A 22,658-nucleotide genomic window follows, 5' to 3' on the forward strand; every position below is an offset into this window, starting at 1 on the left:
CTGGGGGGGAGCGGGCGCGGGGTGGCGGGGGGGTGCGGGGCGCGGGGCGCGGGGGGGGGGTGGGGGCGCGTTTGAGCTAGCTTGTGTCTTGCGTTTGTGTTCGCGCGCGGTGGGTCACACCGGGGGGGGGGGGGGGCGGGCTCCGCCGCCGGGGCCCGCCCCCCGTCCCGGGGCCGCGCCCGACGAAGAAGGGCCCCAGGCAGGTCAGCCCTTGTGCCACTTCTGGTTGGGGGTGCCGGCGCAGGTCCACAGCTGGAGCTTGGTGCCGTTGCCGGTGCCGTTGTCGGTGACGTCCACGCACTTGTCGGCCAGGGAGCTGACCAGGTCGCCGGCCGAGCTGAGGTAGAACAGCTGGGCGCGGTTGCCGCTGCACTTGGCGACCTGGATCGCGGTGCCGTTGGCGGTGTTGCCCCAGGCCAGGTCCATGCACAGGCCGAGCGAGCGGATGGTGCCGTCCGACTGGAAGACCCACTTCTGCTTGGCCGCGCCCGAGCAGTCCAGGATCTCGAGCCGGGTGCCGTCCCCGCCCGCGTTGGTGACGTCGACACAGCGGCCCGACGGGTTCCCGATCAGCGCCACCCCGGGGACCGAGGTCGTCTTGGTGCCCCCGCTCGACGAGGAGCCGCCGGAGGAGGACTTCCCGCCCGAGGACGACGACTTGGTGCCGCTCGGCTTCGAACCGGACGAGGTGGAGCCCGAGTTCGTGCCGGAGTTCCCGTTCGAACCGGAGCTGACGGATCCGCCGCCGGACCGCTGCCCGGACGAACCGCCCGTACCGCCCCCGGATCCCGAGCCGCCGGAATCGGTCTTGGCGGGCTGGTGGGAGGGGGTGTGGGACGGCGTCGGTGACGAGGACGGGGACGGCGACTCCGATGTGCTGGACAGCGTTGCCGGCTCCCCCGCCGCCACCGCCGCGGCCGGTGTGGTGTCCGGGTCCGGGAAGAGGTCGACGTGGCTCAGCACCGGTACGGCCAGGGCGACGACGACGGTCAGTCCGGCCGCCGCGGCCACGGTCGCCCACACCCGTACACCCGGCACCAGCCCGCGACGGGGCGTGGCGGGACGGTGGGCGAAGGTGTCGCTGAAACGTCCCGCCGGACTGCCGGGCCGTTCCGCCGAGGGCCGGGGTTTACGAAGGGGCGGCACGTCGTCTCCTGAAGGTCTCGTGAAGTTCTCGGAACGCCCGGAACGAGCGGGACACAGGAACAGTAACCAAGACGGGGCGCAGCTCAGGAAGCCTGTCCACGAAGATCCCGCCGAACGTCACCTTCCGTCCACCTATGCCGAGTTGCCTGTGACGAACTTGTTGAAGTCCGCTGCAATGGTGACTTCGGGAAGTTCCGTTGTTCGCGCTAGCGTTCGTGCCTGAAGCGTTTCACCGTTCCACAGAGCAACACCGCAAGACGGCACAACAGCACTACCGACACCGGAAGGCGGAGGCATTGAGCCTCATCGACCATGACCGCGCCGACAGCGCGGACCGGACGCTCGGCCTCCTGCTCGCGGAGCGCGACAGCCTGCGCCGCTTCGTGACCGGCATGATGGGGCGTGACCCCCACGGCGCGGAGGACGTCGTCCAGGAAACCCTGTTGCGGGCCTGGCAGTCGGCCGGCCGGCTGGACTGGCGGGACCGGCCCATCCGTATGTGGCTGTTCCGGGTCGCCCGCAACCTCGTGGTCGACAGCCTGCGCCGGGACCGGACCGTCCCGGTGGGGATCACCGCGGCGGACTTCGGAAGTGCCGTGCCGGCGCCCGTGCCCGATCACGCCGAACAGGTCGGTGACCGCCGGGTGCTGGTCTCCGCGCTGCGTACCCTCGCTCCCGCCCACCGCGAAGCCGTCGCCCGGGTCCATCTGCTGGGACAGGCCGGCGACGACGTGGCCCGCCAGCTCGGGCTGCCGCCGGGCACGGTCAAGTCCCGTACCCATCACGGCATCCGCGCGCTGCGCGCGACCCTCGAATCCCACGGCTGCCACCCGGCCGGAGCAGAGAGACTCCGGGGAGAGACGCGATGACCTCCGACACCATCACCACCCTGCTCGGCCTGCTCGGCCTGCTGGTTCTCGTCTTCGCCGTCACGAGCTGGCTGGTACGGCGTGGCGGCGGCTGGAAGGCCCTGGGGCGTCGCCTCCGGCGTGAGATCACCCTCACCGTGCGGGCGTTCACCGGTCCGGTCCGCACCGAGCTGCGCTACCGGCGCGGACTGCGGCTGCTGGTCCGGCTGCTGCGGGACCCGGCCGTGTGGTCCGACGCCGAGCGGGCCACGGCCCTGGCCGCGTCCGTCCGTCCCGGTGTCCGGCCCTACGGCGTGCTGGCAGGGCCCGAGTGGATGGCCGTGCTGGTCGCGGCGGACGGCGAGGCGCTGCGCGAGCCGCCGGAGCCCTGGGCGGCCGACGAGGCCGATCCGCGGCTGTGGTGGATCGACCGCGCCGACCTCACGGACGACGCCGAGGACCCGGCCGTACCGTTGCTGGTGTGCGTGGGTCACCACATGGGGCACGCCGTGCTGCTCGACGTGCGCTCCGGGCCGCCCGCGCTGTCCGTGTACGGCCCGCCGCGTGCCGCCCGTACGGCCCGCGCCGTGCTCCAGGCGCTCGCCGCGCAGGTGGACGCCCGGCTGCCCGAGGGCCGGGTCGCCATCGCCGCCGGGGTGCACCCCCGGCATCCGGGGGCGACGGCCACCGCCACGGTCGGGCAGCCCGGCATCGAGGTCGCCGTGTGCGCCGACCCGCTGGAGCGGCCGCTGCCGTCAGGAGTGCGGCTGCTGAGCCTCGGGGTGGCCCGGGGCCGGACCCGGCTGCTGGAGATCGCGCCGGACTCGACGCTCACGGTGCACGGCGCACCCTCCGCCGCCCGGGTCGACGTACTGCCGCTGTCGCGGGCGGTGGCCCGGACGCTGTCCGCCCTGCCGCCGTCCCCCGGCCTCCCGGACGACGCGGTCGCGCGTCCGCAGGACGTCACCTCCGTAGCCGATCCCGACCTGCTGCCGGACGAGCCCGACCTACACACCGGCGCGGCGCCGGTCGCCGAACCGACCGGTGTCTCGGCCACCCGGCCGGCCCCCGAGCCCGAGCCGGTACCCGCGCCGGTACCCGCCCCGGCCCCGGCGGCCGAGAGCGACGACGACTTCGCGGAACCGAGCACCTCCGGTGCGGCCGGTGTCTCCGCGAGCTCGCCGCCGGCGCCGTAACCGCCGTACCCGCCGTACCCGTCCCCCGATTCCGCACGAACGACCGCCCGGCTGGGAGCCGTGAACCTCACCATCACCACCGTGGACGCCACGGACGGACAGCGCCGCGACCACCAGGTCCGGCTGCCCTCGAACGCGACCGTCGGCGATCTCGCCGCCGCCCTGACCCAGGACGAGGCCGCCGCCGGCGGCGCCGACTGGGCCACGGCCGGCGCCCCGCAGGCGCGCAGCCTCTACGCCGACGGCCACCGGCTCGATCCCGGGACCCGGGTCTCCGGCAGCGGCATCCGCGACGGCGGCCTGCTCGGGCTCGGCGGCCCGGCCCGCCCGGCCGACCTGGTCCGGGTCCAGGACGACAGCGATCAGGACGGTGTCCTCGCCGAGGTGCACATCGTCTCCGGGCCCGGCGCCGGGCGCACCTGGCGGCTCGGCCCCGGCAGCCACGAGATCGGCACCGACCCGCTGTGCGCCCTGCGGCTCGACCCCGGCACCGGGGTACCCGAGTCCGGGCTGTGGGTGACGGTCGGCGCGGACGGCGCCGCGGCCTGGCACCGCACCGACGACGAGCCCGAGGCGACCGTCCGGGCCCGGCTCGCCTCGCCGCCCCCCGACGACGCCATCACCCAGCTGCGCAGGCCGCGCCCCCAGCCGCCGCGGGAACGCCCCGCCGGGCCGGGTCCGGTGCCCTGGCCGGCCGGTGAGGATCTGACCGTGGGTCCGGTACTGCTGCGGATGAGCGCACCGGTCGAGGCGGACGCGGCCGTCACCCCGTCCGCCGACGGTTACGGCGTGGACTACAACCGGCCGCCGCGGATCGCCCCGCACCTGGACGCCGAACGGGTCCGGCTGCCGCAGCCGCCGTCGCCGCCGCAGAAGCGGCCGTTCCCGACCGTGATGATGATCTCCCCGATCGTCCTCGGCCTGTTCATGGTCAGCATCTTCAAGTCGTACTACTTCCTGGTGTTCCTGTTCCTCAGCCCGATGATGATGCTGTCGAACTGGGCGACCGGCCGGCGTGCGGCCCGCAAGCAGTTCCTGGAGTCCGAGCGCGCCTACGAACAGCGCCGTGACGTCCTCGAGAAGCAGGTCCGGGACGCGGTCGTCGGCGAGCGGCGGGTCCGCGACAAGACCGGCCCGGACCCGGCGGCCGTCGCCCTGATCGCGACCGGTCCCGGCGGCCGGCTCTGGGAGCGGCGCCGCCGGGACCCGGATCACCTGGTGCTGCGCCTCGGCACGGTCGACCAGCCGTCGGTACGGGAGCTGGAGGACCCGGCGCGGGACGAGAACCACCGCTCGATCCGCTGGAACATCCCCGACACGCCGATCGGCGTCGACATCACCGCGCACGGTGTCGTCGGCATCGCGGGTCCCGCGGCCGAGGTGCAGCCGCTGGCACGCTGGCTGGTGGCGCAGGCGGGCGTGCTGCACAGCCCGCGCGACCTCAGGGTCGTCATCCTGACCGAGCCGGACCGGGTGGCGGACTGGGCGTGGACGCGCTGGCTGCCGCATCTCAAGCCCGGCACGGCCGGCGGCCCGATGGTGCTGATCGGCAACGACCCCGAGTCCACCGCCGCCCGGATGAGCGAACTGGTCTCCCAGGTGCAGGCGCGCCGCCGGCAGGCCGGCAACGACCGTGACGTGGTCTTCACCGACCCCGACGTGCTGGTGATCGCGGACGGCGCCCGGCGGCTGCGTGACGTGCCCGGCATGGTCCAGGTGCTCACCGAGGGCCCGCGGGTGCGGATCTTCAGCGTCTGCCTGGACGAACAGGAGCGGCTGCTGCCCGAGGAGAGCACCGGAGTGGTCCTCGCGGCCGACGGCCGGCTGACCGTGAAGCGCCCCGGCGCCCCCGACCTGCCCGCCGTCCGTGCCGACCGGGTCTCCCCCGAGTGGTGCGAGCAACTGGCCCGGGCACTGGCCCCGATCCGGGACGTCAGCCCCGAGCACGACGCCGGACTCCCCCAGCGGGTCCGCCTCCTGGACCTGCTGGAACAGGAACCGCCGAACGCGCAGGGCCTGTTGGAGCGCTGGCAGCGCGACCCCGCCAGCACCTCCTTCCTCATCGGCACCGGCTTCGACGGTCCGCTCTCCCTGGATCTGGTACAGGACGGACCGCACGGCCTGGTCGCCGGTACGACGGGTTCCGGCAAGTCGGAGCTGCTGCAGACGTTCGTGGCCTCCCTGGCCGCCGCCAACCGGCCCGACGAACTCACCTTCGTGCTGGTCGACTACAAGGGCGGCAGCGCCTTCAAGGAGTGCGCCCACCTGCCGCACACCCTCGGCATGGTCACCGACCTCGACGCCCACCTCGTGGAGCGGGCACTGGAGTCGCTGGCCGCCGAACTGAGGCGCCGGGAACAGGTGCTGGCCGCCGCCGATGCCAAGGACCACCCGGAGTACCGGGCCAAGCGGGCCGCCGATCCCTCGCTGGCGCCGCTGCCCCGGCTGCTGCTGGTCATCGACGAGTTCGCCACCCTGGTCCGGGAGGTCCCCGACTTCGTCCCCGGGCTGATCAGCATCGCCCAGCGGGGCCGCTCGCTCGGCATCCATCTGATCCTGGCCACGCAGCGGCCGGCCGGCGTGGTCACCGGTGACATCCGCGCCAACACCAACCTGCGGATCGCGCTGCGGGTCACCGACCAGACCGAGAGCCAGGACATCATCGACGTCAAGGACGCCGTCGACATCTCCTCGGCCACGCCCGGCCGGGCCCTGGTACGGCGCGGACCGCGACAGGCGGATCCGTTCCAGACCGCCTGGGTGGGTGCCGAACGGCCCCGGGAGAACCCCGCCGCGGCGGACGAGCCGGAGGCCGGTCCCCGCAAGCCCGTGCGTTCGGTGGACGTCGGCTGGGACGCGCTCGGCCGCCCCGCCGAACTCCCCGCGGAGACCCGGACGGTGACGACCTCGGCCCCGCAGGGCCCGGCACCGACCGACCTCCAGGTCCTCGTCGAGGAGATCCGCTCCGCCGCCGACCTGCTGGACGACTTCACCCAGCAGCCGAGCCCCTGGCTGCCGCCGCTTGAGCGCCGGCTGGTCCTGGACGACCTGGACGAACTCGGCGCCACCCGCGACGGCCGCCTGGTCATCCCCTACGCCCTGGAGGACGTCCCGCAGCTCCAGCAGCGCCGGGTCGCCGTCGCCGACCTCACCACCTTCGGGCATCTGTACATCATCGGCGCGCCGCGCTCCGGGCGTACCCAGGTGCTGCGGACCATCGCCGGTTCGGCGGCAAGGGTGGCGAGCACCGCCGACGTGCACCTGTACGGGATCGACGCCGGCGGCGGCGGCCTCACCGCCGTCGGGGCGCTTCCGCACTGCGGAGGGGTGGTCTCCCGGCACGACCTGGAGCGCCTCGGGCGGATGCTGCGCCGGCTGAACCGGGAACTGACCGAACGGCAGGACCTGGCCCAGACGCACAGCGCCACCGGTATCGCGGAGCTGCGCAAGCTGCTGCCGAAGGCCGAACGGCCGGCGCACATCATGCTGCTGATCGACGGCTGGGACTCGTTGCAGGTCATCCTCGACGAACACGACCACGGCCAGCTGCTCCAGGAGGTCATCCGGCTGATGCGCGAGGGTGCCGCCGCCGGCATCCATGTCGTCGCCACCTCGGAACGCTCCCTGCTGGGCGGCCGGATGGCCGCGCACAACGACCACAAGCTGCTGCTCCGCCAGGGCGACCGCAGCGACTACCAGGCCGTCGGCATGATGCCGAACAAGATCCCGGCCGACATCCCGCCCGGCCGAGGCTGGCACGTGCTCAGCGGCACCGAGACCCAGGTGGCGCTGCTCGCCGCCGGCGGCGGTACCGAGCAGGCGGAGGCGCTGCGCTCGATCGGCGAGAGCGCCCGCAAGCGGGACGCCCAGGTGCCCGAGGCCCGGCTGCCCTTCCAGGTGGCCGTGCTGCCGCGCTCGGTGGAGTTCGCCGAGGCCTACGCGAAAGTCCAGGCGGCCCAGCGGCGGCCGCTGTGGGGTCTGCTCGGTGTCGGCGGCGACGACGGCGGCCCCGTCGGCATCGACCTGGCCGGCACCGCCTCGGCGTTCGGGGTGTTCGGGCCGGCCGGATCGGGACGCAGCAACACTCTCGCCTCGATCGCCGTGTCGCTGCTGGCCGGCGGTACCTCGCTGGTGGTGCTCACCCCGCGCGAGTCGCCGCTGCGCGCCCTGGACCGGCATGCCACCGCCACCGTGCTCACCGAGAGCGACCCCTCGGCCGACATCGTGAAGGCGGCGCTGGACGCGCTGCCCGGACCACGGGTGGTGATGATCGACGACGCCGATCTGCTCACCAACTCGGCGGCCGACAAGCTCCTCAAGGAACTCGCCGTCTCCGGTCGCGACCAGGGTCTGGGCCTGGTCTACGCGGCCTCGGCGGAGGGCTTCCAGAGCGGTATGAGCGGCTGGACGCTCGCCGCCCGGCGGGCCCGCAGCGGTCTGCTGCTCGCGCCGAAGAACCTGTCCGAGGGCGATCTGGTCGGCCTGCGTCTGCTGCCCAGCGTGGTGCGGGCGGCGACGCATCCGGGCCGGGCCTGGACGGGCGGTCCCGGCGGCACCCTGCTCGCCGTCCAGGTGCCGCTCACGCCACTGCGCGCCTGACCGGCACAGCGGACAGCGAGAGGGCCTCCCCGGGAACTCCGGGGAGGCCCTCGTCGCGACTTCGCGAGTTACGAGTTGTTCTGCAGGCTGCTGCTGATGCCCTGGTCGAACTGGATCGCGTTCTCCTTGATGCCGTTGAACATCTCCGAGAAGTCGTTGATGCCCTTCACGGCGGCCAGCAGGCTGGTGTCGAAGTTGTTGTAGGTCGTGCGGATGACCTCGCTGGACTGCTGGAACACCATGCCGTCGTCGACCAGGGTGTTGACCCGGTTGCGCAGGTTGCTGAGCACCGGCAGCAGGTTCTCGTGCGCGTCGTGCAGCAGGCTCACGACCTCCTCGATCTTGTGGTAGTCGAGGTTGATGCCGTTGTAGCTGGCCATGGGGTTCCTGTCCGTTCCTGTCGGTGTCGTTACGCTGGTCGGGTCGTCACCAGGCGGCGGGGGTGCTGTTGTAGTCGTCGCCCCCACCGTCGTCGTCATCGGTGTTGCCGCCCGTCTGCTGCCAGTCCGGCTGGTTGCCGTTGGCGTCCTTGGGGCCACGGGTGTACTCGGTGCGGTCACCGTCGCTGCCGGTGGTCACCATCGTGCCGCTGCCGTCGGAGTTGAGGTTGGTCTCCGAGTGGACGGTGCTGCCGTCCGGGTAGGAGGTGTCCGTTGTGTAGTGATTGCCGTCGGGGGAGTAGTTGGTGACCGAGGTGTACGTCTTGCCGTCGTAGGTGACGGTGGACTCCTCCTTGATCACATGGCGCTGGTCGTCGAGCGTGAGGTGGGTGTGGACGCTGCCCCGCTCGGTGTTGATCGTCTGGTCCAGCGGCGGGTCGCCCGGGTCGGTGGCGGAGCAGAAGTCCGGCATCGTGCCGTCCGGGCCGGGCACGCACTGGCTGAGGTGGGACTGCTTGTAGTCCCACAGGTCCTTGTCCCGGAAGTAGTTCTGCAGGCCCAGGTTGCTGCCCGTGATGCCCATGCCCTGGGCGAGTTCCGAGTCGAAGGACAGGAACGCCTCGCCCACCGAGCCGAAGGCACCGGCCAGCTCCTTGAGGCCCTTGTCCGCGTGGCTCATGGTGCTGCTGGCGTTGTCGTAGAAGCCCGCGACGGCGTCGGCGAGGGTCTGGTCACCGAGGATGGTGAAGGCGTCGCCGGAGGTGTACCCGTCGTAGTCCCGCTGCCCCACCTGGGAGAAGAGACTGTTGTCGAGCAGCGGGCCGATGTCTCCGGCCAGGCTCTCCAGGTCCCGTTTGGCGTCGTTGAGAACGTTGTATTCGATTTTCAGGCTGTCGGCCATGTGTGGGCCTCCCAGTCGAGACTCCGGTCAGTTGGACCACGCCGCACACGTCCCGCCGGTTCACCGGGAACGGTGGGTGTAACTCAGATCACGTGAACCGCAGCGGGCGCTGTGGCGTGGTCAGTTGGGGAGTGACCGCCCCGAGCCCCGCAGCTTCCGGGAGGAACCCGTATGCCACGCCCGACCGACTGGAACGCGATCGGGCTCGACAGCGACCCCACGCCCGGCGACCCCGACCAGATCCGGACCCTGTCCACCGAGCTGAACCATCTGGGTTCCGAGGCCCGGCGCATCAGTACGGCCATCGACGCGGTCATGAACACCGCCGGGGACAGTGTCTTCGTCGGCGAGGCGGCCAACGCCCTGCGTGACAAGGTCAACGACCGGCTGCGCGGGCACATCGAGGACGTGGCGCAGTCCTTCGAGACGGCGGCGACCGCGCTGAACACCTGGGCGGACAAACTCGTCGACCTCCAGTCGCGGGCCGACGGCGCGCTCAACTCGGGGCGCGGGCTGTCCGAGGACGACCCGGACCGGGAGACCTACGCCTCCACGGCCCGGCAGGCCGGCACCGAGCACGGCGAGGGCGCCGCCACGGCGGCGGGCAGCATCTCGGGGGTCTCCAACATCCAGCTGCCGATCTCCAAGTGCCAGCTGTTCTGGGAGGCGTTCCAGTGGCTGGCGATCATCCTGATCGTGCCCGCTCTGATCTTCGGCGGCCCGATCGCGCTCCTGGCCCTCGGCGTCAACCTCACCCTGTTCATCAAGACGATCGTCGACTTCGCCAACGGTGACGCCAGTTTCCTGGACCTCTTCCTCGCCGGGCTGGGCATCCTGGCGCCCACCACCAAGGCGCTGCCGATCTTCCAGATCATCAAGGGCGTCACCACGACGGCCTTCGCCAAGGGCTTCGCCAACATCGCCCGGGGCACCTTCCAGGCCCTGCGCAACCTGTTCACCAACGGCTTCCGCCCCACCACCCTGCTGCTCGGCCTCAAGGACCTGGTGAAGCTGGGCAGCACCTGGGTCTACAAGGGCGGCCTGTGGGTGCTGGACGGCATCCACAACCTGCCCGGCATCATCGGCCGCGGGGTCAACTCCGCCGGCCTGACGATCGTGCAGGGCATCAAGGGGATCCCCGGGTTCGTGCGCGGACTGCCCGAAACGTTCTCCAAGGGCTGGCAGGCGACGAAAACCTGGGTGGGCCAGGAGTTCGGCGGCACCAAGTGGCTGCGGATCTTCCTGCCGGTGGATGCGGCCGAGATCGGCGAGTACGGCTTCGCGCGCGCCCTGCGGATCAGCCTCTTCGACCGCGGTGTGCTCGGCCAGCACGTCTTCGGCGCCCCGATCACCAGCAGCATCGGTCGTACGATCAGCTCGGTCCCGGTCGATCCGCGCACCGTCGACGCCCTGGTCGACATGCCGCGCATCCAGCTGAACGAGGTGCGCTTCGGGGCGGGTTCCGGGCAGAGCAGCATCCGTAACCTCGACCTCAACATCCCGAGCACACATCTGGACGTCACCTCGACCCTGCGTCCGCCGTCCCTGAACCTGGGTGACGTGGGTGCCATCGCCCACCGCGGCAACTTCGGCGTCCACGCGGCGCGTACGGTGGACGCGCTCGTCGACATGCCCCATGTGCAACTCGGCAACGTCCACGTGGAGAACTTCGGCGCGCTGGGCGGGCGTTCGGACGTCGGGGTGAGCGCGGGCGCCACACCGACCGTCACCACCGCCTCCGGCCTCCACCTGCCCGCGTCGGCCGGGGTCCCCGGCGCCACCCACGGCCTCACCAACACGCCGGTCACCGGCGTCTCCGGCGGTGCCCACACCACGCTCACCGGGCTGCACCCGACGCCGACGAACCTGACGTCCACCGCCGACGTGCTGCTGCCGGGCGGGGCGCACAACGGTACGCACGTGCCGGGTACGACCGTCCTCACCGGCACCCACGCCACCCCGCCGCCGGCCGCCGGCACGCTCGGTGACATCGCCACCGGCAACCCGGCCGCGGGCACCCTGCACTCCGCGCTCACCGGCAACCCGGGCGTCGGCGCCGTCCACGCACCCGGCACGCCCGGCCTCGGCACCGTGCACACGACCCTGACCGGCACCCCCGGTACGAACGTGGCGCACACCGCGCTCGACTCGGCCCCGACGCCCGGCGCCCCGCACGACGTGACCGCGCCCCACAGCCTGCTCACCGGCCCCACCACGGTGACCCACCCGTCCCCGACCGGCATCGGGCACGGCGGCCCGGGCAGCGTCGACGCCGGGACCTCGGCCTTCGACCTGCTCGCGGGCACCCGGCACAGCACGCCCAACACCCCCGTGGCCCCCGGCACCGGCAACGCCCTGGCCGACCGCACCACCAGCGCCCTGACGGCCAACCAGACCCGGCTGCACCTCGACGAGCTGGTCCACAACCCCGGCACCTCGCACTCCGGCACCCCGCCGCAGCAACTGCTGCACGACACGACCACGACGCCCCCGGTCGGCCCGGAACGGCTCACCACGAACCCGGCGTCCGTCACGACCCCGGACCGGCTCACGGCGAACCCCGGGAACGCCGGCACCCCCGAACGGTTCACCGGCAACGGCGCCCCGCACGACCCGGCGCCCGTCTCCCGCGGCGGCTCCGGGCACCCGGGCGGGCACGGCAACAGCGCCGCCCTCGACCTCGTCGACACCGGCCGCAGCGCCCGCACCACCGACAGCCCCGCCTTCGCCGGCACACCCGCGCACACGGACGCCGACAAGGGCCTGGCCGGCTCGGCCACCGGCACCTCGGCACATGTCCCCGAGGACCTGCCGGCCCACGCCGCCCCGCCCCCGCCCGCGACCCATACCCCGCTGCCGGGTCACTCCTCCCCCGCGCCGGCCGCCCACACCGCCGACACCGCCGGAGCCTTCGACGATCTCCTCAAGGACCCCAACGTCGTCAAGGTCCCCGGCGACCACCAGCTCGCGGTCAAGGCACCGCGCGGTGGCACGCCCGAACTCCACGGCGGCGCCGTCGGGTCGGGCCTGTACACCGTGGAGAAGCAGGGCATGGGCTTCGTCGTACGGCAGCTGGACGCCGTCGGCGGGACCGTGGTGCACAGCTGGACGTTCAAGCGGCTGGGCGGCATCCGGCTCGCCGAGGAGACCGTGCGGATCGGCGACGGCCCGTTCAGCGGTGTGAGCGTGAAGGTCGTGGGCAAGTCCGTGGACTCCCTGACCGACGGCACCGGCACCTGGCCGGCGAAGCTGAGCGGCGAGGACGAGATCGTCGTCGCCTCGGGCTCCGGGAGCCATGTCTACAGCCGGTCGACCGGCGAGCTGCTGCGCTCGTCCACCCCGGACGTCACCCTGCCCCCGCGCCCGGCCGGCCTTACCGGCCCCGCCGCGGACAGCTGGGACGCCGCCGCCCACGCGGCCCGCGGCCACATGGGCAAGGCCGCCACCGACAACGAGGTCAAGCTGTTCATGCAGGGCGTCATCGGGGGCGCCTTCACCTCGAAGAAGGGGTACGGCGGCTTCGTCAACCCGAGTGCCCTGGAGGCCGGTCCGGGCCTGGTCGGCAAGGTCAAGCAGTTCAACAAGGTCGCCGGTGACCTGATGTTCGAGGGCCCCAACCAGCGCATGACCGTGTGGCGGGGCGTGTCCATGGACCCGCGCGCGGCACAGGCCGAGGTGTTCGTGGAGCGGCTGCCCGCCTCGACCTCCAACAACCGCGCCTTCCAGGCGGAGTGGGCGAAGAACGGCGTCAACAGCAACCGCGTCGTCTTCGAGATCGACGTACCGGCCGACCACGGCAAGCTCGCCATGGCCTACCCGCCGGGGTACCGGAAGGCCGCCGACGACGCCCTCGCGCTCAACCAGGACCAGTGGGAGGTCACCCTCTCGCCGACCCGGCTGGTGCGGACCGGGCCTGCCCGGGTCGAGGACGGCATCACGGTCGTCCCGGTGCGCGCCGAGCAGATCCCCGAGGGCCAGCTCGACCGTCTCATCAACGAGAAGTGGTCCGGGCTGCCCTCGGGCGAGGCGTTCGAGGACTTCGGCCGCGCCTTCGGGCAGGACGCGATGCGCCGCTGGGAAGGCCTCGGAGACGCGGTCGTACGGGAGGGCGGGGATGGCCCGAACGTGAAGACGTTCACCGTCGGCCGGCCCGGCTACGCGGACGAGATGACCATCACGGTCACCCACAAGGCGGACGACAACGCGGTCTCCGTCACGATCACGGGCGGCGACCGCACCTTCACCAAGGAGTGGAGCGGCACCGGCTTCAACGATCTCGCCGCGGACCTGCGCGGCCACGTCCTCCACAACAACGAACTGCTCAGCTCCCTGCCGACACCCACGTCATGGGGCAAGGAGCTGCCGAGCCCGACGCACTCCACCCCGCACACGGACACGACCGTCCCGAGCCCGACCCGGGGTGCGCCCGACACGGAGAGGGCCGTACCGGGATCGGTGCACGGGACCCCCGACACGACACCCGCTGCGCGGCCGGACACCGCGCACACCGGTGGTGGCCAGGAGTTGCCGGGGCGGGGAACGCGGCTCACCCCGGCCCAGATCGAGGAGTCCTGGTTCCGGGACGGGCAGCGTGTCGACGCGTTGTTCGGTCACGCGGACGACCCGCTGCGCCAGGCCCGCCGCGAGGCCTGGCGGGACCATGTCCAGGCGCGCTACGACCTGGGCCGGTCCGAGGACCTGCTGCCGCACAACGGCCACGCCGGCAACTCCAACGGCCCCACCGCCGCCGAGATCCACGCCCGCAGGGACGTCGACATCGCCCGGCAGCAGTACGACGCCACCCACAGCCGTCTGACCGAACTCGGCGTCGATCCGGTACGGATGGAGGCCGACCTCTCGGCCCTGCGTCGGCTCAGCCTGAAGGAGCGGCCCCGCGCGCTCGGCGGCACGGTCCTGCCCACCGACAACGCGACTCCCCCGCCCTCCCACACCGCTACGGCCGCCCATGCCGAGACGCAGGCGGCCACCTCCGTGACGCCTCCCCAGCGGCTCGCCGAGATCCTCGGCGAGCACACCGAGGCCCAGCGCGGCCTGCACCAGGCCGAGATCAACCTCGCCAACGCCGGCACCAAGCAGCGCACGGGCGCGGTGGACGCCCTGGCCAAGGCGAACGAGGAGGCGACCCAGAGCACGCTCCGGCTGGACGAGGCCATGACACAGGCGCTGACCGAAGGCCGGCTGTCCCAGCGTGACCTCAACCTGCTGGTCGACCAGTTCGCCGGTGCCGGGGACATCCAGCGCGCCCTGCGGCTCCAGGAACACGCCCTGCGTCTGGACACCCAGGCCCGCAACGCGCCCGACGCCGCCCGCTCGGACCAGTTCATCAGGACCGGCAAGGAGATCCAGGACCAGTCGCTCGGCCTGCGCCAACTCACCCAGCGACTCGAGAACCTGGTCAAGGCGGGCAAGAAGACCCCGCAGGAACTGCAGACCCTCGCTCAGACCCTCGACAAGGCCGCCCACACACTCGACGCCTCCCTCCAGGGCTTCGTCAAGGACGCCGCCGAGCTGGGCGGCACCTACACCCTGCGCAACGAGCACGCCCCCGTCTCCACCGTGGCCCACCAGCTCGCCAGGACGGTCGACGAGGCCGTCAAAACCGCCAAGCCGGGCGAGTCCATCGCCCTCAAGGGCTTCCTCGGCACCGAGGCCTCGATCACCCGCCTCCAGCACGACATGCCGGCCATCGCCCGCCGCTTCCGCACCGACAAGGCGTACGCCGAGGTGCCCACCGGCCTCCAGTGGAAGGCCGAACTGCCCGGCTCCGAGGCCCAGTGGAAGCAGGTCTTCGACGACTTCCAGGACTTCGACAAGCTCTCCAAGTCCCAGCAGACGGAATTCGTGCGGAAGCTGTCCGAGCGGAACATCACACAGCTGCGCCAGGACGTCGACGACCTCTTGAAGAACCTGCCGCCCACGGAACGCGCGCAGTTCGAGAAGCTGCTGGCCGGCCTGGAGAACCTGCCCTACCGCATCAAGCACGCGACTCCGGCCTACCACGCCATCGCCAACAGCGGAGTGATGTCCTCCCAGGGCGACCTGGCCCGACGGGGCATCAGGTTCCTCGCGTCCGGCAAGAGTTCGGCGAAGAACACCTCCAACCTGGGCAACGACGACTTCGTCTTCTTCCGGATGGAGGCCGGCGACAAGCCGATGGCGACGCGGTACGGGCCGACCACGCTCGTCTTCGACGCCAAGGTCCTTGAGGAGAAGGGCGGTTGGGTGTCGCTGCACGACCAGCTGCATCCGCTGGACCGGGAGACGATGCGCGATCTGAAGTTCGGCGACGACACCGTCCGCAGCGCCAAGTACGACGACGGTTTCGACGAGATGGGCAAGCGGGCCCGCTGGACGTACGAGTACCCGGGCGGCGGCGGATCCCGCACGGTCTCCTTCGACCAGGAGGTCTTCCACGGCGCGCACGTCCAGGAGGCGCTCGCCCTGTCGGTGGTGCGCGAGGTGCACCGGATCGGCGGCGGCTTCAAGGACGACGTCCTCAGACTCGCCCAGGGCCCGGTCGATGCGGAGAAGCTGGGCTCGGTCGTCTCCAAGCTGTACCGGCCCGAGGCCAAGTTCGGCTCCGGTCTGCCCATCAACCCGTTCGCGAGCCGAGTCGAATCCGAGTGGCCGAGGCCGCTCATGGTCCACGACGCGGACGGTGACGGGCGCTATCTCGCCGACGGGACGGTGGACCCGGCCGCGCGGGCCGCGGGCAAGGCGTTCGACGAGGCGTCGGACAAGCTGCGCCAGGCGGACAACGCCGTCATCAGCGGCAACAAGAAGGCGCAGCGTTACAACCTCAACAAGGCGCAGCCCCTGGCCGAGCAGTCGGTCAAGCTGACCCAGGAGTTCCACGACATCGCCGAGGGCGCCCGCAAGGGCATGGCGAAGGGCCTGCTCGACGAGCGCGTGAAGCTCCTCGACACCATCAACGGACGTATCGACGCCCTGAAGCAGCAGCCCGACCCGGACGTGGTGAAGGCGCAGCACGGGCCCGAGACGTCGACGTCGCAGCCCTCCTCTTCCAAGTCGGTCAAGACGGTCAAGGTGCCCAAGCCGGTGGTCGCGGCGGGGCCCGAGGAGGCGCTGCTGAAGGAGTTGCCGCAGCACCTGGAGAAGGCGCTGAGTGACGCGGTTCCCGGCATCACCGACGACATGAAGAAGATGGCCCGGGTGCTGGCCAACTCGGACGGCTCTCGCGCTCTCAAGGACTCCCGAAGGGACGCCCAGACCCAGAAGGCGGTCGGTCTCGGCAAGGACGAGTTCAGTACGGCCTTCGGGGGTCTCAAGGACGCGGGTCTGGTACGGGGCGACAGGACGGGTCTCCACCTCACCGACGAGGGTCGCGGGCTGCTGCTGCCCCCCAAGTCCGACACCGGAACCCTGGCGCCGCCGCTCTCCACCACGAGCGACGTCCATCTGCCCCCGGCCCACGCCGAATCCTCGCTCACCCCCGCCCGGTTCGGCCCCGAGACCAAGCCGCCCACCCTCACGACGGACGGCACGGCTCCACACCTGGCCGACACGGACTCCCCGGCACCCCACCACCTCGACACCGACTCGGTCACCCCCCACCGCATCGACACCGACTCGGTCACCCCCCACCGCATCGACTCCGACTCCCCCACGGCCCACCGCGCCGACGCCGACACGACCGCGCCGCGTCTCGACGACCCCGGGACCACCACGCACCACCCCGCCACCGGCAAGTCGCCCGCCCCGCATCCGATCGACACGAAGACCCAACCGACCCACCTCACCGACACGGACACCGCACCCGCACGTCTCACCGAGACCGACACCGGGACCGCGCCGGCCCACCCCCTCGACCCCACCAGCACGCCGAGCCGCCCCCTCGACGTCACCACCGACCAGCCGCACCCGATCACCCACGACTCGGCCGCGCTGCACCTCGTGGACACCGAGCACCTGGCACCGCACCTCGACGACGTCCGCTCGGCGGCTCCGCACCACGCCGACACGGGCGACTTCTCCCCGCTCCCGCCGAACAACGGCACGGGCCTCGGTGACTCGTTCATCGACGACATCCTCCGGGGACCCGAGCGGTCCGGCCCGCCCGCGCCGCACACCGACGCCACCCCGCACGCCGCACCGACCACCGCCGGTCGCGCGGCCGAACCGAACCTTCTCGACCGGGCCACCTTCCGGAGCCACACCGCCACCCCGACCGGTATCCGGTTCCGCTCACAGATCCACCATGTGGACCGCGCTCTGGACGCGTTCCGCCGGATCCCCGCCGATCAGCCGGCGCGGCGCGCGGACGCCCTCGACCGGCTGGCCACCGCCGCCGAGACCTTCCTGGACGCCCGCCCGCAGTCGGCCCGCCGGGCCGGCGTGGACGCGCTGCTGAACCAGGTGCGGGCCGAGTCGAACGCCTACCGTCTGCTGGACGACTTCGACCGCCTCGGCCCCGCGGGCGGGCTCGGGGACCGGGCGAGGGCCGTCGTCTCCGCCGGCGGCGCGAGTCCGGCGACCCATGCCCGGGTCGAGCAGGCGCTCGGCGACATCGAGCGGTTCGAACGGCAGAACGACGCCCTCGGTCTCCTGGACACGGGTACCACGCCTCCACCCGGGGCGGCCCGCGACACCACTTGGGCCGCCGACCGGGCAGCGGGCGTCACCCGCGTCCTCGGCCCCGAGGGGCGGCCGTGGCGTACCGGCTGGGAGGAGCTGACCGCCGCCCGGCAGGAACTCGGCGACGCCCGGGCGCGGCTGCGGCAGCCCAGCGACGCGAGCACCTCACAGGGGGTCAGTTCCGTCGACGACCATCTGCGGCACCGCGCCGAGGCCGCCGAGGACCGTTTCAACACGGCGTTCCACAACCTGCGCAACGACGCCGCCGACCCGAAGAAGATCCAGGCCGCGATCGGCGAACTGGACGCCGACGCCACCCGGCGCGGCGCGACGCTCGGCGCGGGCGAGTTCGACGACCTGCCCGAGGACGTCCCCGTCACGCTCACCCGGGTCGAGCTGGCCGACTCCGGGGTCGCCGGCCCGAACGGCTTCACGATCGTGGTCGCCACCCCCGCGGAGGGCAATCCGACCCTGCGGCTGGTCGACCGGCAGCTCGACGCCGTTCCCGGCCGCACCGTCACGCCCGGTCCGAACGGCGGCTTCCAGGTACGGCGCACGGACCTGGACACCGTCACGACGTACAACGGCAACGGCGACCGGATCGCCGAGGACATCCCGCTCCTGCACGCCGACGACACGCCCACGGGCCGACGTCTGGACGTCCGTCTCGACGGGCGCGGCCGTCCCGATCACATCACCGTCACCGGTCCCGGCTCCCACGGGCTGGTCGCCGAGCCGCTGCCCGGCGGCGAGGTACGGGTCACCGACTTCGGCACCGGCCGCACGGCCCGCGTCGACGGGCACGGCCGCCCGATCGACGAGGGGATCCGGCTCACCGCCCCGACCGACGCCCCCGAGGACCACGTGGTCCTGGTCACCGACGGCGCGGGCGCCCATGTGACCGACCTCGACGGCAACCGTCTGCCGGTGCGCGTGGACGACCTGGGTGCCGGGAACGGCGTGCGGATCACCGACGACGCGACCGGCGTCTCCGTACGCCATGACGGTCAGGGCCGGTTCCAGGAAGGCGGTGTCTCCCTCACCGACCCGCAGGGCGGACGCGGCGGACCGGGTGCGCGGTTCCTCGCCGAGCAGGGTGACGGCCGGTACGTCGTCACCGACACGGCCGGCGTGCCCCAGGCCGGGACGGTCACCCGGCTGCCCCACGGGTCGGGGGTGCGGGTCACCGACGAGGCGACCGGCACCACCGCCCGGTACACCGGCGAGGGCGTCTTCCAGGATGCGGGCCGGGCCCTGTTCGAGGGGCCCACGGGCGGGCGCGCCGACCGGATCGCCGTGCCGGACGGGGCCGGCGGCCACCGGCTCACCGACACCGCCGGGAACCCGCTGCCGGATCGCGTCATCGAGGTCGGCGACGGCCGGCTGCGCACGATCGACGACGTCACCGGACAGTCCACGCTCTACGACGGGCACGCCCGCCCGGCGGGTACCTCGACGGCGCTGACGGACCCGGCGGGCGGCCCGCGCGGCGGCCGGTTCGTCGAGCCCGACGGGGCCGGCGGTCACCGGCTCACCGGCGCCGACGGCCGCCCGCTGCCCGACACGGTCACCGCGCTGCCCGGCACCGGCGGTTTCCGCACCGCCCACGGCGGCGGCTACCACACTTTCGGGGCCGACGGTGTCCACACCGGCGACGGGCTGCGGCTGACCGGGCGCGGCGGGGACACGGTCGGGCACCTCGACCGTCCGCTGGGGGCGCCCGAGCGCTGGCTGGACGCAGGCTTCGCCCCGGACCCGGCGCACACGGCCGCCGTCGACCCGGGCGGCCGTATCCGGGTCACCCGGCCGAACGGTGTCGTCCAGACCTTCGACCAGGGCACCGGCGGGTTCCTCGGGGAACGGGTGCCGCTGCCCGGCGGCGGTCAGCGCTCCACGGACGCGCTGCCCGCGGGGTACGGCGGACGCTTCGTCGTCACCGAGACCGCGGCCGACGGGCGCTTCGGCGGCGGTTGGCTGGAGAACGCGGCCGGGGCCCGGCTCGACCACTGGAACGTCGGCCGTAGCGAGGGCGATCTGCGGATCGTGTTCCAGCAGCACGGCAGCCCGCGCAACGGCGAGTTCCTGGTGCTCGGCGCCGACGGCCGCCCGGTGCGGCAGGGATTCAGGGTGCTGGACGACGGCCGGCCGACGGACTTCACCTATGTCCTCGACCACAGGCGTCGGACCTGGACCCGCACCGACGGCCGGGGCATCGCCGGCACCGGCGCCTTCCACCACGGCACCGCCGACCTCTCCGGGATCGGGGGCGGCCGGATCCGGTTGCTGGGTTCGACCAAGGCGAAGGTCCCGGTCTTCGAGCGCCGGGCGCTGCCCGGGGCCGGCGGCGATGTCGTCGACTCCTTCCGCCGTACCGACACCATCGCGTTCGCCCGTACCAACCCCCGTACACACTGGGTGCGTTGGGACGAGAACGGCGGCACCCCGGTCGGCACCGGCAGCCGGCATCACGACACGGCGGGCAGCGGCTGGCGGGACACCGACGGCTGGGGACGGACCGTACGCGAGTACCGTGACGGGCTGCAGAAGTTCGACGGCAGCGCCGGGCACACCCTGGGCGTCCGGGCCGACGACGGCACCTGGACCTGGCACCGTTACGACGGCGCGGCCAAGGAGATCGCCTCCGGCCCCCGTACGCCGGAGCGCGTCGGCGGCGGTTGGACCGACCGCACCGCGGACGGCCGGGTCGTCCAGCGGCAGTGGGGCATGGCCGAGTGGCCCGAGCGGGCCGGCCAGTACCAGGAGCACGCCATGAACCCGGACGGCACGCCGGGCGCCACCTGGGAGCGGCACTCCCCGCACGGCAAGGAGGTGGGCAAGCACGAGGTGTTCGGCGACGGCTTCCTGACCACCGACCGCTGGCGCGAGCAGCGTCCGCCGACGTGGGTGCGCACCCGCTGGCTGACCGGCGCCGAGCACACCCGCCCGCCGTACGCGCATGTCCGGGGCGACGACACCTACCAGGTGTTCACCTGGAGCAGGGAGGCGAACGACGGCACCGTCACCGCCTCCGGGGTGCGGTACGTCGGCATGGACGGCAGCGCTCTGGACCTGGCCGCCGACGGCGGTTTCGCCCGCTTCAGCGGCAAGCTGCACGACGGCACGTCGCTGAAGGTCGGCGACCACGCCGGGCGTCCCGGCCACGCCCCGACGAACCCCACCGACCAGCCCTGGCAGGCCGGCAACGTCAGGGGCTACCGCGAACCGCTCGCGAACGACCCGGCGGGCAGGCTCTGGCAGGACGTCTACCAGGACGCCGGCGGCACCACCCGGATCGCCCGTGAGGGACTGCCCGGCGGGGTGGTCCGGGAGTACACCGGCCTGCCGGAGAACCGCCTCTGGGTCGAGCGGGACCCGCACGGCAACCTCGTCGGCCTCAGTCACCCCAAGCCGAACCGGCCGGACCATGTGATCCAGGGCTCCGGCCGCGCCGACTCCGGTCGCTGGACCTGGCGGGAGCTGGACGGGAACGGCGCCCAGGTCGCCTCCGGCGAGCGGGAGTTCTTCCGCGGCTCCACCGACTCCCGGCTGCCCTGGGACGACTCCTACCGGGACTTCGACGCGGGCGGGCAGCTGGTCCGCGAGCGCCGGATGCTCGACTCGGGCAATTACGTGGACGCCTGGCGCGACACCAACGGCTGGTGGACCGCCAACGTCTTCAGGCGCGACGGCACGGCCCTCGACCCGGCCCTGGCCAACCAGGTCCGCCGCTGGTGGCACGGCGGCACCTGGCAGGAGCAGTGGGCGCCCGGCGCCCGCCACTTCCGTGACTCGCTGCCCGGCACCGGGCAGGGCGCGCCCACCGTCGTGCGCGAGACCCCGCTGCACGACGGCGGTCCGGTGCGGGTGCGGACGTACGACACCGGTGCCCCCACACCGGGTTCGGTGTGGAAGGAGTACGACCACGGCAGTGTGGTCCGCGAACGCAAGGCGGACGGCGGCGGGTTCCTGGAGACGGACGCCTGGCGCGGCCAGTGGAACCGTTACACCGACCGGGGCGAGCTGATCGCCCAACGCACGGACAACGGGCTGGTGTTCGAGCGGGACAGTTTCGGCCGGATGCGGCTGACCGGCAACGAGTACGACTTCCGGGGCGCGCTCACCGAGATCCGCGGCTGGGGCCGTACGACTCGTGAGGCCCAGCGCATGCCCTGGTCCGGCACCGTCCTGCCGGACGGCAACGCGGCGCTGCGCGAGGCGCGTTACGAGCCGTACTGGCAGAGCGTGGCCAAGGAGGCGGCGCTGGAGTTCGGTCAGGAGTTCATCCTGGAGTTCGGTGCGAACCTCGCCGTCAACGGGATCGTGGCCGCCGTCCAGAACAAGCCGTTCACCGGCAAGGACGCGCTCAAGTCGTTCGCCAACGCGGCGGTCGGCGCGACCATCAAGACCGGTCTGAGCACCGCGGTGCACGAGAACCGGGCCCGCGGGTTCGAGAGTCTCGGCAAGTTCAAGGCCGGCATCGCCAACGTCGACGGCGGCAAGCCGTGGACCCGTCGCCCGCTGAACCACGACAAGACCTGGGCCAATGAGTGGGCGGGCAACGAGACGCCGACCCGCTGGCGGGGCGGTATCTACGACTACTCGTTCGGTGTCCTCAGCAGCGCGCTGTCCGGCTGGGTCAACGGCAGCATGAACGCGGCCGTGTGGGGCGTGACCAACGCCGACGGCCAGACCGTGAAGCTGCACGGCGGCGACGCGGTCTGGGAGGGCGGGATCAACGCGGCCGCCTCGGTCACCACGGCCGCCACCACCGGTCTGGTCAAGAACGTGTTCGTGATGAGCGCGGGCAGCCGGCTCTTCCACCGCCAGGGCTTCGCCGACTTCTGGATCCAGCTACCCTTCAAGATCTTCGAGAAGTCGATCCAGTCGCTGTACCTGACCAGCGCCTATCGTGCGAGCATCAATCCCACGTATTACCAGGCACCATGATCGGGCAGCGGCGATCACCGAGGAC

Annotated in this window: 7 protein-coding genes; 4 read left to right on the top strand and 3 right to left on the bottom strand. The window is 72.6% G+C overall.

The genetic code is table 11. The features are described from left to right. Positions 1-204: 204 nt before the first annotated feature. Positions 205-1,146 carry an RICIN domain-containing protein gene (locus tag AB0N16_RS35800; RefSeq protein WP_365804169.1) on the bottom strand — a complete coding sequence of 314 codons (942 nt, stop codon included), beginning with the start codon at positions 1,144-1,146 and terminating at the stop codon, positions 205-207. A 296-nt stretch (positions 1,147-1,442) separates the two neighbouring features. On the opposite strand from AB0N16_RS35800, the gene AB0N16_RS35805 reads away from it, so the two are divergent. From AB0N16_RS35805 to AB0N16_RS35815, 3 genes are read left to right on the top strand one after another with little or no spacing between them, the layout of a single operon-like run. Then, positions 1,443-2,015 (top strand): sigma-70 family RNA polymerase sigma factor, encoded by a 573-nt coding sequence (locus AB0N16_RS35805; RefSeq protein ID WP_365804171.1) that lies wholly within the window; start codon positions 1,443-1,445, stop codon positions 2,013-2,015. Continuing rightward, complete coding sequence (locus tag AB0N16_RS35810; RefSeq protein WP_365804173.1) at positions 2,012-3,190, top strand: hypothetical protein; 1,179 nt, start codon at positions 2,012-2,014, stop codon at positions 3,188-3,190. Before AB0N16_RS35805 ends, AB0N16_RS35810 begins: the two co-directional genes overlap by 4 nt. A 60-nt stretch (positions 3,191-3,250) precedes the next feature. Further along, positions 3,251-7,789, top strand: a complete 4,539-nt coding sequence (locus AB0N16_RS35815; RefSeq protein ID WP_365804175.1) for an FtsK/SpoIIIE domain-containing protein — start codon at positions 3,251-3,253, stop codon at positions 7,787-7,789. Positions 7,790-7,857: 68 nt separating this feature from the next. On the opposite strand, the gene AB0N16_RS35820 is transcribed toward AB0N16_RS35815, so the two are convergent. Both AB0N16_RS35820 and AB0N16_RS35825 read right to left on the bottom strand, forming a co-directional pair. Beyond that, positions 7,858-8,169, bottom strand: coding sequence for a hypothetical protein (locus AB0N16_RS35820; RefSeq protein ID WP_046730425.1), 312 nt, complete (start codon positions 8,167-8,169; stop codon positions 7,858-7,860). A gap of 46 nt (positions 8,170-8,215) precedes the next feature. Continuing rightward, complete coding sequence (locus AB0N16_RS35825) at positions 8,216-9,070, bottom strand: hypothetical protein (protein WP_365804177.1); 855 nt, start codon at positions 9,068-9,070, stop codon at positions 8,216-8,218. 171 nt (positions 9,071-9,241) lie between these two features. Here AB0N16_RS35825 and AB0N16_RS35830 point away from each other — a divergent pair, with 171 nt between their 5' ends. Then, the gene (locus AB0N16_RS35830; protein ID WP_365804179.1) at positions 9,242-22,633 is read left to right on the top strand and encodes a hypothetical protein; all 13,392 of its coding nucleotides are present in this window, start codon (positions 9,242-9,244) and stop codon (positions 22,631-22,633) included. The last annotated feature ends 25 nt before the right edge of the window (positions 22,634-22,658 follow it).

It is taken from the genome of Streptomyces sp. NPDC051105, from assembly GCF_040682795.1.
Lineage (GTDB): Bacteria > Actinomycetota > Actinomycetes > Streptomycetales > Streptomycetaceae > Streptomyces.